The 14,860-nt window shown below is 40.3% G+C and carries 18 protein-coding genes; 17 read left to right on the top strand and 1 reads right to left on the bottom strand.

Annotated features, from left to right (window positions below; genetic code table 11):
- Nucleotides 1–19: 19 nt before the first annotated feature.
- A complete protein-coding gene (locus tag HT714_RS02200; RefSeq protein ID WP_173219777.1) occupies nucleotides 20–349 on the bottom strand; it encodes a helicase BlpT in 330 nt (109 codons plus the stop codon).
- 295 nt (nucleotides 350–644) lie between these two features.
- Here HT714_RS02200 and HT714_RS02195 point away from each other — a divergent pair, with 295 nt between their 5' ends.
- The 17 genes from HT714_RS02195 to HT714_RS02115 all read left to right on the top strand — a co-directional run bounded on the left by HT714_RS02195 (nucleotide 645) and on the right by HT714_RS02115 (nucleotide 14,661).
- Complete coding sequence (locus tag HT714_RS02195) at nucleotides 645–1,382, top strand: response regulator transcription factor (protein WP_173226104.1); 738 nt, start codon at nucleotides 645–647, stop codon at nucleotides 1,380–1,382.
- Between the two features lie 13 nt (nucleotides 1,383–1,395).
- Nucleotides 1,396–2,745 (top strand): sensor histidine kinase, encoded by a 1,350-nt coding sequence (locus HT714_RS02190; protein ID WP_173226107.1) that lies wholly within the window; start codon nucleotides 1,396–1,398, stop codon nucleotides 2,743–2,745.
- 68 nt (nucleotides 2,746–2,813) lie between these two features.
- Complete coding sequence (locus HT714_RS02185; RefSeq protein WP_049524265.1) at nucleotides 2,814–3,170, top strand: hypothetical protein; 357 nt, start codon at nucleotides 2,814–2,816, stop codon at nucleotides 3,168–3,170.
- Nucleotides 3,171–3,532: 362 nt separating this feature from the next.
- Nucleotides 3,533–3,937 carry an immunity protein gene (locus tag HT714_RS02180; RefSeq protein WP_173226111.1) on the top strand — a complete coding sequence of 135 codons (405 nt, stop codon included), beginning with the start codon at nucleotides 3,533–3,535 and terminating at the stop codon, nucleotides 3,935–3,937.
- A 58-nt stretch (nucleotides 3,938–3,995) separates the two neighbouring features.
- Nucleotides 3,996–4,244: an immunity protein BlpZ gene (gene blpZ / locus HT714_RS02175; protein ID WP_049524266.1), complete on the top strand. Its 249-nt coding sequence runs from the start codon at nucleotides 3,996–3,998 to the stop codon at nucleotides 4,242–4,244.
- 30 nt (nucleotides 4,245–4,274) lie between these two features.
- The gene (locus tag HT714_RS02170) at nucleotides 4,275–4,886 is read left to right on the top strand and encodes a type II CAAX endopeptidase family protein (RefSeq protein WP_173226113.1); all 612 of its coding nucleotides are present in this window, start codon (nucleotides 4,275–4,277) and stop codon (nucleotides 4,884–4,886) included.
- Between the two features lie 160 nt (nucleotides 4,887–5,046).
- Nucleotides 5,047–5,841 (top strand): phosphotransferase family protein, encoded by a 795-nt coding sequence (locus HT714_RS02165; RefSeq protein WP_000363006.1) that lies wholly within the window; start codon nucleotides 5,047–5,049, stop codon nucleotides 5,839–5,841.
- Nucleotides 5,838–6,473 (top strand): tRNA (guanosine(46)-N7)-methyltransferase TrmB, encoded by a 636-nt coding sequence (trmB, locus tag HT714_RS02160; protein WP_016399197.1) that lies wholly within the window; start codon nucleotides 5,838–5,840, stop codon nucleotides 6,471–6,473. The genes HT714_RS02165 and trmB overlap by 4 nt, the downstream gene beginning before the upstream one ends.
- Before the next feature lie 126 nt (nucleotides 6,474–6,599).
- A complete protein-coding gene (gene rimP, locus HT714_RS02155) occupies nucleotides 6,600–7,079 on the top strand; it encodes a ribosome maturation factor RimP (protein WP_001808916.1) in 480 nt (159 codons plus the stop codon).
- A gap of 43 nt (nucleotides 7,080–7,122) precedes the next feature.
- The gene (gene nusA, locus HT714_RS02150) at nucleotides 7,123–8,259 is read left to right on the top strand and encodes a transcription termination factor NusA (protein ID WP_173226115.1); all 1,137 of its coding nucleotides are present in this window, start codon (nucleotides 7,123–7,125) and stop codon (nucleotides 8,257–8,259) included.
- Between the two features lie 21 nt (nucleotides 8,260–8,280).
- Nucleotides 8,281–8,574 carry a YlxR family protein gene (locus HT714_RS02145; protein WP_000857561.1) on the top strand — a complete coding sequence of 98 codons (294 nt, stop codon included), beginning with the start codon at nucleotides 8,281–8,283 and terminating at the stop codon, nucleotides 8,572–8,574.
- Complete coding sequence (locus tag HT714_RS02140; RefSeq protein WP_172931527.1) at nucleotides 8,567–8,866, top strand: YlxQ-related RNA-binding protein; 300 nt, start codon at nucleotides 8,567–8,569, stop codon at nucleotides 8,864–8,866. Before HT714_RS02145 ends, HT714_RS02140 begins: the two co-directional genes overlap by 8 nt.
- A gap of 16 nt (nucleotides 8,867–8,882) precedes the next feature.
- Nucleotides 8,883–11,768, top strand: coding sequence for a translation initiation factor IF-2 (infB, locus tag HT714_RS02135; protein ID WP_173226117.1), 2,886 nt, complete (start codon nucleotides 8,883–8,885; stop codon nucleotides 11,766–11,768).
- A 166-nt stretch (nucleotides 11,769–11,934) separates the two neighbouring features.
- A complete protein-coding gene (rbfA, locus tag HT714_RS02130; RefSeq protein WP_001273601.1) occupies nucleotides 11,935–12,285 on the top strand; it encodes a 30S ribosome-binding factor RbfA in 351 nt (116 codons plus the stop codon).
- 172 nt (nucleotides 12,286–12,457) lie between these two features.
- Entirely contained in the window at nucleotides 12,458–12,961 is a 504-nt protein-coding gene (locus HT714_RS02125; protein ID WP_173251402.1) for a hypothetical protein, read from the top strand.
- A gap of 20 nt (nucleotides 12,962–12,981) precedes the next feature.
- The gene (locus HT714_RS02120; RefSeq protein ID WP_173226121.1) at nucleotides 12,982–13,539 is read left to right on the top strand and encodes a hypothetical protein; all 558 of its coding nucleotides are present in this window, start codon (nucleotides 12,982–12,984) and stop codon (nucleotides 13,537–13,539) included.
- A gap of 12 nt (nucleotides 13,540–13,551) precedes the next feature.
- A complete protein-coding gene (locus HT714_RS02115) occupies nucleotides 13,552–14,661 on the top strand; it encodes an SPFH domain-containing protein (protein WP_173226123.1) in 1,110 nt (369 codons plus the stop codon).
- The last annotated feature ends 199 nt before the right edge of the window (nucleotides 14,662–14,860 follow it).

Raw genomic sequence — 14,860 nt, 5'->3', positions numbered from 1 at the left:
TCTCAGCTTCTTTTATTTTCTACAGGATAATGGTTGGTCCGTAGAGACTCAACTTGGTCTTGACTTGGTCAAAGTGGAAGCGGTCATAGGCCCGCCAAGCGGCGCGAGTTGGAGCATCTGGATTGAGAGCACTGAGTCCCATGAGAAGGCTGGAAGTCTGGTAAAATTTTTCCAGTTCAATCAAGACTCGATTATCCACTGTCTCAGACTTGGCTAGAAAACCAAGAATAGAGTTTAGCTGCTCCTGAAAGCGGACGTCGTCAGCGCTTGCCTGTTTGCATGCTTGGTAGGCTTTGTTTAAGTCAGTAATCAAAGTCTGAGCTCTTTTGATAGGGTCTGTATCTGTCATGAGAATTCCTCCTTTAATCTTGGTGCCAGTCTTGTTTCTAGCAACTGTGTTTTGATACTGTCAGTTTATCACTTTTATCTCCTTTTTCACCATCAAATCTTTAATTGTTCTTGAAATTTCCTGAATGGTACTGTTAAGATTTTATGATAAAATAGTGGTAAGATTATCATGCTTATTTGAGGAACAAGATACCTTTCAGGAGCGTTAAAGGCCTGTTTAGGATTGGGTGGGCTTGTATCATAGTATTTTTGCTATTCTATTTTTAGGAAGAAATCGAAACAAGGAGAGTAAGAAGATGAGAATATTTGTTTTAGAAGATGATTTTTCCCAACAGACTAGGATTGAAACGACGATTGAGAAACTCTTGAAGGAGCATCATATCACTCCCAGCTCTTTTGAAGTTTTTGGTAAGCCAGACCAGCTGCTGGCAGAGGTGCATGAGAAGGGAGCCCATCAGCTATTCTTTTTGGATATTGAGATTCGAAATGAGGAGATGAAGGGTCTGGAAGTGGCTAGAAAGATTCGGGATCGGGATCCTTATGCCCTGATTGTCTTTGTGACGACTCACTCGGAGTTTATGCCCCTGTCCTTTCGCTACCAAGTGTCTGCTTTGGACTATATTGATAAGGCCTTGTCAGCTGAGGAGTTTGAGTCTCGGATCGAGACAGCCCTCCTCTATGCCAATAGTCAAGATAGTAAGAGTCTGGCGGAAGATTGCTTTTACTTTAAATCAAAATTTGCCCAATTTCAGTATCCTTTTCAAGAGGTTTACTATCTCGAAACATCGCCCAGAGCCCATCGTGTTATTCTCTATACCAAGACAGACAGATTGGAATTTACAGCGAGTTTAGAGGAGGTTTTCAAGCAGGAACCCCGTCTCTTGCAGTGCCATCGCTCTTTTCTCATCAATCCTGCCAATGTAGTTCGTTTGGATAAGAAAGAAAAACTCCTTTTCTTTCCCAATGGGGGAAGCTGTATGATAGCGCGTTATAAGGTCAGGGAAGTATCTGAGGCTATCAATAACTTACATTGAGTGAGGTGCTGGAATGGAATTAGTTTGGAAGATAGTATATGTGTTTTTGATATCTGGATTGGAATTGTTTATATTTTTTAAGGTGGATGGAATTGTTCTAACTCTGGAGAGAGTTTTTAAGTCCTTTCTTTTTAAGCTACTTTTAGCAGTTGTTTTTGTAACGATTAGCTATATAGTAGGAAATACTTACCTATCTTATTTTATGGAACCCTTGTACGGCATTGGTTTATCTTTCTTATTGTTAAGAGGGCTTCCTAAAAAACTACTCTTCTTTTATGGTCTCTTTCCAATGATGTTGGTGAATCTTTTTTTCAGGGTAGTCTCCTATTTTGTGCTTCCATTTTTGGGGCAAGGGCATGTGTATGATGACCGCTCTTTTATTTGGTTATGTATAAAAATTTTCATTTGCTTTATTTCTCTAGCCTTTTTGAAATGGTTAGACTATGATTTTACTAGTTTGAGAAGGGAGATTCTCGATAAAGGTTTTCAAAAGTCCCTGACTAAGATTAACTGGATAATGGGGGCTTACTATCTAGTGATGCAAAGTCTGTCTTATTTTGAAAATGTACAAGGTATTCAATCAACGACTGTTCGCCATCTGATTCTAGTGTTTTACCTACTCTTTTTTATGGGGATTATCAAGAAGCTGGATACCTATTTGAAGGACAAACTCCATGAGAGACTGGACCAAGAACAGGCCTTGCGCTACAGAGATATGGAACGCTATAGTCGGCATATAGAGGAACTTTACAAGGAAGTACGGAGTTTTCGCCATGACTACACCAACCTCTTGACCAGTTTACGTCTGGGCATTGAAGAGGAGGATATGGAGCAGATAAAAGAGGTCTACGACTCTGTCTTAAAGGATTCTAGTGAAAAATTGCAGGACAATAAATATGACCTGGGCCGATTGGTGAATATTCGTGATAAAGCCCTCAAAAGTCTCCTAGCAGGAAAGTTTTTAAAAGCCAGAGATAAGAACATTGTCTTTAATGTAGAAGTTCCAGAGGAGATTCAGGTAGAGGGGATGAGTCTACTTGATTTTCTAACCATTGTGTCTATCCTTTGTGACAACGCTATTGAAGCCAGTGCAGAGGCTAGTCAACCTCATGTTTCAATCGCCTTTTTAAAAAATGGGGCACAGGAGACCTTTATCATCGAAAATGCCATCAAAGAAGAGGGTATAGACATTTCTGAGATTTTCTCCTTTGGAACCAGTTCTAAAGGGGAGGAGAGAGGAGTTGGTCTCTATACCGTTATGAAGATTGTGGCAAGTCATCCTAATACCAGTCTAAATACCACCTGCCAAAATCAAGTCTTTCGTCAGGTTTTAACAGTTCACTCGATGTCAGTTGATGATTAGAAGACTTGTGGAAAGAAGTACTGCCTGCAGTCATCAATTAAAATGCCATAGTATATGAGGTATCCTATATGAATAAGAAATCCTTTTTTATCATCTGTTCTACGTTGATCATAGCATCAAATCTTCTCATGATTTCCGTGGTGAACAAGGGAGAAGAAACAGGGGGCAACCTGTTTGTGATTGCTATAGCCTGTGTTTTGCTGCCAGCCTTTTTATATGCAGTTGAAAACAGACTTACTTCAATGGTAAGAGTAGAATCAATACTCCTGATTCAGTTGACAGTTATATCCCTACTCCGTCTTATCAACAGAATAGGGAGTACGCCTGAAATCCTCAACATTATCATTACCCTTATCGCTTTGGCAAGTGGGACAGCTGCTATCCTTATTGCGATTATGAGAATATATGAAAACATACGGAAGTAAGGCTGAATAGCTTTCGATTTTGTATTTTCACATTGTTAAGTTCCCCTAGGGCAAGTATGTTTTTCATGCTTGCTTTTTAAATTTTTTAACAATTCAAGATGTTTTGATGACCATTTATGATTTGAGTGATCCAAGGTCAAAATGAGTGCTATACTAACAGTGTAAAGGTTCTTACTCAACAAACATTCAGGAGGAAATCTTATGAAGAAAAAAATATTTGTCATTTTCATCTTGTATCTGATCATGTCCATCTTTCTATATCCGCTTAGGGAGAGTGCTTGGTATCAGCTATTTTATACCATAGCCTATGTGATTGCATTTATGATTTATTTTGCTTTAATGAAAAAGAAAGGAGCAAAGAAATGAAAGCTTTTCTTGCTAAAAAACGGAACATCTTCCTTACGAGATTGTTCCTAGGGCAGTTGCCCTTGCTTGTCTCCACTTATCTATTTCTATCTCGTCAGTTTTTAAATTTTTCCTTGGTCTTCCAATTTCTCTTAGTGGTTATTAACTTGGCTTCGATTTTGGTTACTGTTTACCTCACTAGGGAGATGAGGATAAGAGAGTTTGAAGATGATGATTTGGTTAGTCCTAGAACCAATCAACTTATGTTCATCGGTTTGACAGGCTTTATGTCTATTATCTGTTTGTATAGAGGTATAACAGCAGGAGAATTCTATCAACAATTAATTGCCTATATTGGCGCTATTCTCTGCTTGCTTATCATGCTTCTGCTCATTTGGGGCTTGAAGTATTATAAAAAGTAGAGGAAGAACTTTCTTCTTAATATGGAACTAGTCTATAGTCTGACAAGGGGAGGTCATCATGTATAAACACTTATTTTTCCTAGATTCCAAAACCTTAGACTGGTTGACACCTTATATTTTGGTCTTGGCTTCTGACACCATTGCTTTTAACGTTTTTGTGCTAACCTTTGTATCTGTGGTGGTCTTTTATTTCCTAAATCCCATGTTATCTTTAATGGCTATATTCTTAGGGGCTGGCTATGTGGTCGGGTTTTGGTTACTCAAATGGTTTGTTTTGGAAAGACTAGCACTAAAGGATGACGTGTAGAGAAGTTTGTTTCTTGAGGAGAATAATTTTATGGAGTTTTTTGATAAATTTCATGCCTTGTGCTTTGGATTTTTAGTACTACTAATCGTCATTACAGTTCCTTATACGATTAATCATGGGGATTTTTTTCAAAATGAATCTGCATTGATTATTGTAAGTCTTCTAGTAACCTCTCTGAGTGTTGCTTATGCTAGAAAGTTTGAAATGATTTCTTTTGGGATGTTAAGCAGGAAACAACTTTTACTTTTCATTGCAATCTTTCTTCTAAGTGTGCTTGAGACGCTGGTTTATATTCATTTCTTCGCTATTTCTTCTGGCGCAGGAGTTCAACACTTGGCGGAAGTCAGCAGAGGAATTTCCCTGTCTTTGATTTTGACTTCCTCAGTTTTTGGACCCATCCAGGAGGAACTCATTTTCAGAGGACTTCTTCAAGGTGCGGTTTTTGACAATTCTTGGTTAGGGCTTGTGCTAACTTCCTCACTCTTTTCGTTCATGCATGGTCCTTCTAATGTCCCTTCGTTTATTTTTTATCTACTTGGGGGCTTGTTACTGGGCTTTGCTTATAAAAAAAGCCAAAACCTATGGGTTTCTACTCTAGTCCATATGTTTTACAACAGTTTGCCACTCTTAACTTATTTCTAGAAATCATGAAAGGTAAGCAGAAGACGGTGCTTGCCTTTTTCTTTCTATAATGATACCCAAGCCAATCCAGAGGCTTTTCTTTGAGAATCGGGCGTGGAGCGGTTGACGAATAGACCAAAAACTAGTAGAATAGTAAGGAAACTTTATACGGAGGAAAGAAATGGATTTGGGTGATAATGAGCTAACACTGACTCCCATACCTGGGAAAAGTGGCAAGGCTTATATGGGTAGCTATCCTGATGGGAAGCGCATCTTTGTAAAAATGAACACCTCTCCAATCCTACCTGGTCTAGCTAGAGAACAAATTGCTCCACAATTATTATGGAGTCGCCGTTTGGCAGATGGGCGTGATATGTGTGCTCAAGAATGGTTGACAGGCAAGATATTGACCCCCTATGATATGAATCGTAAGCAAATCGTCAATATTTTAACCCGTCTTCATCGCTCACGTCCGTTGATGACACAGTTGAGTCGTTTGGGCTATGCCATGGAAACACCTGTAGATTTACTACAGTCTTGGCAAGAAACGGCTCCAGATGCTTTGCGTAAAAATCATTTTATCAGTGAAGTGATGGCTGATTTACGTCAGACTATTCCAGGATTTAGAGAGGACTATGCGACCATTGTCCATGGAGATGTACGACATAGTAATTGGATTGAGACAGATAGTGGCTTGATTTATTTGGTAGATTGGGATTCGGTTCGCTTGACCGACCGCATGTTTGATGTGGCCCATATGCTCTGCCATTATATTCCAGAACATCAGTGGAAGGAATGGTTGACCTACTACGGTTACAAGTACAATCAGACGGTATTAAGTAAATTGTATTGGTACGGTCAATTGTCTTACTTGAGCCAGATTTCCAAGTATTATATGAACCAAGATTTAGAAAATGTCAATCGGGAGATTCATGGCTTGCGTCACTTCCGAGACAAGTATGGAAAGAGAAGATGAGAGTTAGAAATCGTAAAGGGGCCACAGAATTACTAGAGGCAAATCCCCAGTATGTGATCCTCAATCCCCTAGAAGCTAAGGGAAAATGGCGGGACTTGTTTGGAAATGATAATCCCATTCATGTGGAAGTAGGAAGTGGAAAGGGTGCCTTTGTTTCAGGGATGGCAAAGCAAAACCCGGACATCAACTATATCGGGATTGACATTCAAAAGTCTGTTTTGAGCTACGCTTTGGACAAGGTGCTTGAAGTTGGAGTACCGAATATCAAGCTCTTGTGGGTAGATGGTTCTGACTTGACTGACTATTTTGAAGACGGTGAGATTGATCGCTTGTATCTGAACTTTTCAGATCCTTGGCCTAAAAAACGCCATGAAAAGCGTCGTTTGACCTACAAGACCTTCTTGGATACCTTCAAACGTATCTTGCCTGAAAATGGAGAAATTCATTTCAAGACGGATAACCGTGGCTTGTTTGAGTACAGCCTAGTGAGCTTTTCTCAGTATGGCATGAAGCTCAATGGTGTCTGGCTTGATTTACATGCCAGCGATTTTGAAGGCAATGTCATGACGGAATACGAGCAAAAATTCTCCAACAAGGGGCAAGTTATCTACCGAGTTGAGGCAGAATTTTAAGAAATAGCCTGAAATCAGGCTGTACAAGTGCTTTTGCTTTACATAAGTTAGCAAATGTGCTATACTAAGAGTAAGAATATGAGAAAGTGAGGCGGGGAAATATCTTCGCCTCTTGCTTATGAGGAGGTGGACGCAATCGCAACAATCGTAGAATTAGTCAGAGAAGTTGTAGAACCTGTCATAGAAGCTCCTTTCGAACTCGTGGATATCGAGTATGGAAAGATTGGCAGTGACATGATTCTCAGTATTTTTGTAGATAAACCTGAAGGAATTACCTTGAACGACACGGCAGACTTGACAGAAATGATCAGTCCTGTCCTAGACACCATCAAGCCAGATCCCTTCCCAGAACAATATTTCCTAGAAATCACCAGTCCAGGCTTGGAACGTCCTTTAAAAACCAAGGATGCCGTTGCTGGAGCGGTTGGGAAATACATCCATGTCGGGCTCTACCAAGCCATTGATAAGCAAAAGGTCTTTGAAGGAACCTTGTTGGCCTTTGAAGAGGATGAGTTGACTATGGAATATATGGACAAGACACGTAAGAAAACTGTCCAAATTCCATACAGTTTAGTATCAAAAGCACGTTTAGCAGTAAAATTATAGAAAAAGAAAGGATAGCTTTTGAGAATTCAAAAGTGAAGAAAACATGAGTAAAGAAATGCTAGAGGCCTTCCGCATTTTGGAAGAAGACAAGGGAATCAAAAAAGAAGACATCATCGACGCAGTAGTAGAGTCGCTTCGTTCCGCTTATCGCAGACGCTATGGTCAATCAGACAGTGTAGCTATTGACTTCAACGAAAAAACAGGTGACTTTACAGTTTATACTGTCCGTGAAGTAGTTGATGAAGTATTTGATAGCCGTTTGGAAATCAGCTTGAAAGATGCTCTTGCTATCAATTCAGCCTATGAGCTTGGTGATAAGATTAAGTTTGAAGAAGCGCCTGCTGAGTTTGGTCGTGTAGCAGCCCAATCTGCCAAACAAACCATCATGGAAAAAATGCGCAAGCAAACACGTGCCATCACTTACAATACTTACAAAGAACATGAGCAAGAAATCATGTCTGGTACAGTAGAACGCTTTGACAACCGCTTCATTTATGTCAACCTTGGCAGCATCGAAGCCCAATTGTCAAAACAAGACCAAATCCCTGGTGAAGTTTTTGCTTCTCATGATCGTATTGAAGTGTATGTCTACAAGGTTGAAGACAACCCTCGCGGTGTCAACGTCTTTGTTAGCCGTAGCCATCCAGAAATGATCAAACGCTTGATGGAGCAAGAAATTCCAGAAGTTTATGACGGAACTGTTGAAATCATGAGTGTGGCTCGTGAAGCTGGTGACCGTACGAAGGTTGCAGTTCGTAGCCATAATCCAAACGTAGACGCTATCGGTACAATCGTTGGACGCGGTGGTGCTAATATCAAGAAGATTACTAGCAAATTCCACCCAGCTCGTTACGATTCTAAAAATGACCGCATGGTACCAATCGAAGAAAATATCGATGTTATCGAGTGGGTAGCAGATCCAGCTGAATTTATCTACAATGCCATCGCTCCTGCTGAGGTTGACCAAGTTATCTTTGATGAAAACGACAGCAAACGTGCCTTGGTGGTTGTTCCTGATAACAAGCTTTCTCTTGCTATCGGTCGTCGTGGGCAAAACGTTCGCTTGGCAGCTCACTTGACTGGTTACCGTATCGATATCAAGTCTGCTAGCGAATTTGAAGCCATGGAAGAAGCTGGTTCGGTAGATTTGGAAGCAGAAAACGATACTGTAGAAGAATAAAAGCTGCTAGAGGAGGGAAAGATGAAAACGAGAAAAATCCCTTTGCGCAAGTCTGTTGTGTCTAATGAAGTGATTGATAAGCGAGATTTGCTCCGCATTGTCAAGAACAAGGAAGGACAAGTCTTTATCGATCCGACAGGCAAGGCTAATGGCCGCGGCGCTTATATCAAGCTAGACAATGCAGAAGCCCTAGAGGCGAAAAAGAAGAAGGTCTTTAACCGCAGCTTTAGCATGGAAGTGGATGAAAGCTTTTATGATGAGTTGATCGCTTATGTGGATCACAAAGTGAAAAGAAGAGAGTTAGGACTTGAATAAGCAAAAGATAAGCAATCTCTTGGGACTTGCTCAGCGAGCAGGGCGGATTATATCGGGTGAAGAATTGGTGGTCAAGGCTGTTCAAGACGGCAAGGCCAAGTTGGTCTTTCTAGCCCATGATGCTGGACCCAATCTGACCAAGAAGATTCAAGATAAAAGTCATTATTATCAAGTAGAAATTGTAACCGTGTTTTCAACACTGGAATTAAGCATAGCAGTCGGAAAATCGAGAAAGGTTTTGGCTGTAACAGATGCTGGATTTACAAAGAAAATGAGGTCTCTTATGGAATAGAAGAGGAGGACATGATTTGTCTAAGAAAAGATTGTACGAAATCGCAAAAGAGCTTGGAAAAGAAAGCAAAGAAGTTGTAGCGCGTGCAAAAGAGTTGGGCTTGGATGTGAAAAGCCACTCATCAAGTGTGGAAGAAGCTGTCGCTGCAAAAATCGCTGCCAGCTTTAAGCCTGCAGTTGCTCCGAAAGCAGAAGCAAAACCTGCAGAACAAAAATCAAGTGCAGAAAAGAAAGCCGAAAAATCTGAGCCAGCTAAACCAGCTGTAGCTAAGGAAGAGGCAAAACCTGCAGCCCCAAAAGCAAGTGCAGAAAAGAAAGTCGAAAAGTCTGAACCAGTAAAACCAGCTGTAGCCAAGGAAGAGGCAAAACCAGCTGAGCCAGTCGCTCCGAAAACAGAAAAAGTAGCGGCTAAACCGCAAAGTCGTAATTTCAAGGCTGAGCGTGAAGCACGTGCTAAAGAGCAGGCAGAGCGACGCAAGCAAAATAAGGGCAATAACCGTGACCAACAACAAAACGGAAACCGTCAGAAAAACGACGGCCGCAATGGTGGAAAACAAGGTCAAGGCAACCGCGATAATCGTCGCTTTAATGACCAAGCTAAGAAACAGCAAGGTCAGCAAAATCGTGGAAATGAGCGCCGTCAACAAGGGGACAAACGTCCAAATCAAGCGGCTCCACGTGTTGACTTTAAAGCCCGTGCAGCAGCCCTAAAAGCAGAGCAAAATGCAGAGTACGCACGTTCAAGCGAGGAACGCTTCAAGCAGTATCAGGCTGCTAAAGAAGCCTTGGCTCAAGCTAACAAACGTAAGGAACCAGAGGAAATCTTTGAAGAAGCTGCTAAGTTAGCTGAACAAGCGCAACAAGCACAGCAAGTTCAAGCAGTGGTTGAAGTCGTCCCTGAGAAAAAAGAACCTGCAGTGGATACACGTCGTAAAAAACAAGCTCGACCAGACAAAAATCGTGACGATTATGATCACGAAGAAGATGGTCCTAGAAAACAACAAAAGAATCGAAGTAGTCAAAATCAAGTGAGAAATCAAAAGAATAGTAACTGGAATAACAACAAAAAGAACAAAAAAGGCAATAATAAGAACAACCGTAATCAGACTCCAAAACCTGTTACAGAGCGTAAGTTCCATGAATTGCCAACAGAATTTGAATATACAGATGGTATGACCGTTGCGGAAATCGCAAAACGTATCAAACGTGAACCAGCTGAAATCGTTAAGAAACTTTTCATGATGGGTGTCATGGCCACACAAAACCAATCCTTGGATGGAGAAACTATCGAACTCCTCATGGTGGATTACGGTATCGAAGCCAAACAAAAGGTTGAAGTGGATAATGCCGATATCGAACGTTTCTTTGTCGAAGATGGTTATCTCAATGAAGATGAATTGGTTGAGCGTCCACCAGTTGTAACTATCATGGGACACGTTGACCACGGTAAAACAACACTCCTAGATACCCTTCGTAACTCTCGTGTTGCGACAGGTGAAGCAGGTGGTATCACTCAGCATATCGGTGCCTACCAAATCGTGGAAAATGGCAAGAAGATTACCTTCCTTGATACACCAGGACACGCGGCCTTTACATCGATGCGTGCGCGTGGTGCTTCTGTTACCGATATTACTATTTTGGTCGTAGCGGCAGATGACGGGGTTATGCCTCAGACAATTGAAGCTATCAACCACTCAAAAGCAGCGAATGTTCCAATTATTGTAGCCATCAACAAGATTGATAAACCAGGTGCCAACCCAGAACGCGTTATCGGTGAATTGGCAGAGCATGGAGTTATGTCAACTGCTTGGGGTGGAGATTCTGAATTTGTTGAAATCTCAGCTAAATTCAACCAAAACATCGAAGAATTGTTGGAAACAGTCCTTCTTGTGGCTGAAATCCAAGAACTCAAAGCAGACCCAACAGTTCGTGCGATCGGTACAGTTATCGAAGCACGCTTGGATAAAGGAAAAGGTGCGGTCGCAACCCTTCTTGTTCAACAAGGTACCTTGAATGTTCAAGACCCAATCGTTGTCGGAAATACCTTCGGTCGTGTCCGTGCCATGACCAATGACCTTGGTCGTCGTGTTAAGGTTGCAGGGCCATCAACACCAGTTTCAATTACAGGTTTGAACGAAGCGCCAATGGCAGGTGACCACTTTGCTGTTTACGAGGATGAAAAATCTGCGCGTGCAGCCGGTGAAGAGCGTGCCAAACGTGCCCTCATGAAACAACGTCAAGCTACCCAACGTGTCAGCCTTGAAAACCTCTTTGATACGCTTAAAGCTGGTGAACTCAAGTCTGTTAACGTTATCATCAAGGCTGATGTACAAGGTTCTGTTGAAGCCCTTTCTGCCTCACTTCAAAAGATCGACGTGGAAGGTGTCAAAGTGACCATCGTCCACTCAGCTGTTGGTGCCATCAATGAATCTGACGTGACCCTTGCTGAAGCTTCAAATGCCTTTATCGTTGGTTTCAACGTACGCCCTACACCACAAGCTCGTCAACAAGCAGAAGCTGACGATGTGGAAATCCGTCTCCACAGCATTATCTATAAGGTTATCGAAGAGATGGAAGAAGCCATGAAAGGGATGCTTGATCCAGAATTTGAAGAAAAAGTTATCGGTGAAGCAGTTATTCGTGAAACCTTCAAGGTATCTAAAGTGGGAACCATCGGTGGATTCATGGTTATCAACGGTAAGGTTACCCGTGACTCTAAAGTCCGTGTTATCCGTGACGGTGTCGTTATCTATGACGGTGAACTTGCTAGCTTGAAACACTACAAAGACGACGTCAAAGAAGTTACAAACGGTCGTGAAGGTGGATTGATGATTGACGGCTACAATGATATCAAGATGGATGATGTGATTGAGGCGTACGTCATGGAAGAAATCAAGAGATAATAGAGAAACGATAGCCGATTTGACTCGTCGTCAACAGCGCCTTGATGAACCCTCAGTTCTATCTAAGGCTTGTTTCCTAGATTCAAATGGCTCTAGTTCCTCTATCTAATAAAAATAGCTAGGTCTGCTGGCCTAGCTTTTGGTTCAAAGTAGAGAAAGGAATATCATGGCAAATCATTTCCGTACGGATCGTGTGGGCATGGAAATCAAGCGTGAAGTCAATGAGATTTTGCAAAAGAAAGTCCGTGATCCGCGTGTCCAAGGCGTGACCATCACAGATGTTCAGATGCTGGGGGACTTGTCTGTTGCCAAGGTTTACTACACCATTTTGAGTAACCTTGCTTCGGATAATCAAAAAGCTCAAATCGGGCTTGAAAAAGCAACTGGTACCATCAAACGTGAACTTGGTCGCAATTTGAAATTGTACAAAATCCCAGATTTGACCTTCGTCAAAGACGAGTCCATCGAGTATGGAAACAAGATTGACGAGATGCTACGCAATCTGGATAAGAACTAAAGAAGAGGGGAGACCCTCTTTTTTGGTGGGGGAAAATAGGTGGAATTTGAAATGGAAAAATATTCTTTTAAAAAAGGGATTCTGTATTTTTTAATGTTATCTAATCAGAAAATGCTTTTTTTTTTTAGGAAATATGATATGATGATTTCATAAATAAAAGGAGATTCTATCAATGAATAACATAAAAAAAGTTTGTCGTTTAGCTTTGCTATGTCTTTCCGTTTCTACTCTAGTTGCTTGTAGTTCTCTTTCTGAAAAAACAAGTAGCTCTTCTAGTGAGAATCAAACAGAAGCTTCATCTAGTAGTTCTGAGAAGAAAGGGTTGTTTGCTAAAGCAAAAGAAAAACTCAGTTCAAGCGATTTTAACCCACAAGATGTTAGCGATACGACAATTGAGTCTATAAAAACCTATGAAGATTACTTGATTATGAATGAGAAAATAATCGATAATTACTATACAGAAGCAGATGAAGCCTTTAAAGGGACTGTTTTAGAAGATAGTGCTGCTATCCAAGAACTAAAAGATAGCACTAAAAAAGAGATGGAAGATTTGAAAAAACAATATGGTCCACTAAAGAAAGCACCGATTCAAGGGAAAGAAGAAGTGATTAAGATTTTAAAAGATTATCGTGATAATCTACATGAACAAGTGGAGCAGTGGAAAGCTAGTCTTTAATAGGAAGAGTGGAGTTCAATATGGATTATCAATTATTGCCACATGAATACATGGTTATGAATAGTGACCATGTGAGTTTTGGGAAAAATGGTTTGTCTACAGATGAATTAATTTTAACGAATCTACACTTAATATATATCAAAAAAGGTTTGTGGGGAGGAAAAAAAGACCAAGTTACCATACCCATTAACCAGATTAAAATTTTTGAAGGGAAACCTCAAGTTTCAGTAACCAAAACCAATGGTGTGAAACGGCTGGAAATTTATTATAATGGCGGACAAGCTATCTTTGCATTTAATAATACTAAGGATACTGACAAGTGGGCTAGAAACATTATTAAATTGATTTCAGGTGATACAAGTAATTTTGAAACCTTGAGAGATAGTAGCTTGTTTGGAGCAGATGTTTTAGCAGAAACATTTAAGGATACATTTGACACTTTTAAAGCAGGGCTTGGGATTAAGGGTGCAGAGCCAGAAAAGATTTCAACCAAGTGTAGCTTTTGTGGAGCACCTTTGTCAGGTCAAGTGAAGCAAACAGTTAGATGTGCCTATTGTGATATGGAGCAGAGTTTATAAGGGGGCAATTAAATGGGGTTGATAAAAGCCATCACAGATTCTATTGGTGGGACATTTGCAGATCAGTGGAAAGAAATTATCACAGTTCAAGCTTTTGATGAACATACAGCTGTAAGTCCAGGTATTATTCAAGAAAATAATAATGGTAGGGGTGTCAATACGAAGGGATCTGTCGGTGTTATTTCCAACGGATCCAAGATTTTTATTCCAGAAAATACTGCTGCCTTTATCTTTAGTCAGTCTGGTATCGAGGAAATTATTACAGAACCAGGTGGATATGAATACCAAAATGGTGAGAGCAGTGTTTTTAACGGTGATGGATTGAAAAAGTCACTGTTTGACAATGTTGTTAATCGTGTTGGATTCGGGGGTCAAAGTGATCAGCAAAAACAGATTTGTTTTGTTAATTTGAGAGAAATTCGTGATATTAAATTTGGGACTCGCGGTCCAGTCATGTATAATGATTTGTTTTATGGGACAGATTTAGAAGTACGTGCTTTTGGAACATTTTCTATCCAAATTACAGATGCTAAGCAATTTATCAGAAACTTTCTTCCTGCCAATGTGACTTATTATACCTTTGATAGCGCTCAAGCTAGATCACAAATAGTAACAGAATTTCTTCAATCTTTTATTGTTGCACTTAATTCTTTGTCAACAACTTATCGTATTTCACAATTACCCTCACAAGCTTCAGTTCTTGCAACCCAAGTATCAAATGATGGACAGTATGCAGGGACTTGGAAAGAACGTTTTGGATTTGAGATTGTAAAAGTTGCCATTGCTAATATTGAGTTCTCACCAGAATCTAAGGAATTGGTTAAACAATTTTCATCAAATAAGATGAATTTAAAAGCTTATGATGATGTATCGCAGAAATCTTCTAATATTGCAGCACAACAAAAAATTTCATCAGGAGTGGAGCAACATGGTCTAGGTGATAGTGCAGGGATGATTTTTGGTATGAATATGGCACAAGGTTTAGATGAAAAAGCCATGAAACCAAGTCTATCATTAGATGAGCAAATCGAAGCCCTTACAAAACTAAAATCTCTTTTAGATGCAGGGATACTATCCCAGGAAGAATTTGATCGAAAGAAAAAAGAAATTATGGATTTATAAGATGAAGCTCGAAAGTTCATAGTTAGTGTGTATTCAAGGAACATTTTAGGTGAAACAATAATAGACTATCGTTCACAGATAGAATATCATGTTGTAAAGGTAGAAGTTGAATATTCGAGCTGCCTCTACAAAGACTATTAAAAATCTTTAACAAATAAGTTGCTAAGGATTTTTTGAAAATTTTTGAGGGGAATTTGAA

The sequence above is a fragment of the Streptococcus sp. 3705 genome (assembly GCF_013277145.1).
Lineage (GTDB): Bacteria > Bacillota > Bacilli > Lactobacillales > Streptococcaceae > Streptococcus.
The sequence above is the reverse complement of the archived record's forward strand: the minus strand, read 5'-3'. Positions and strand labels throughout refer to the sequence as shown.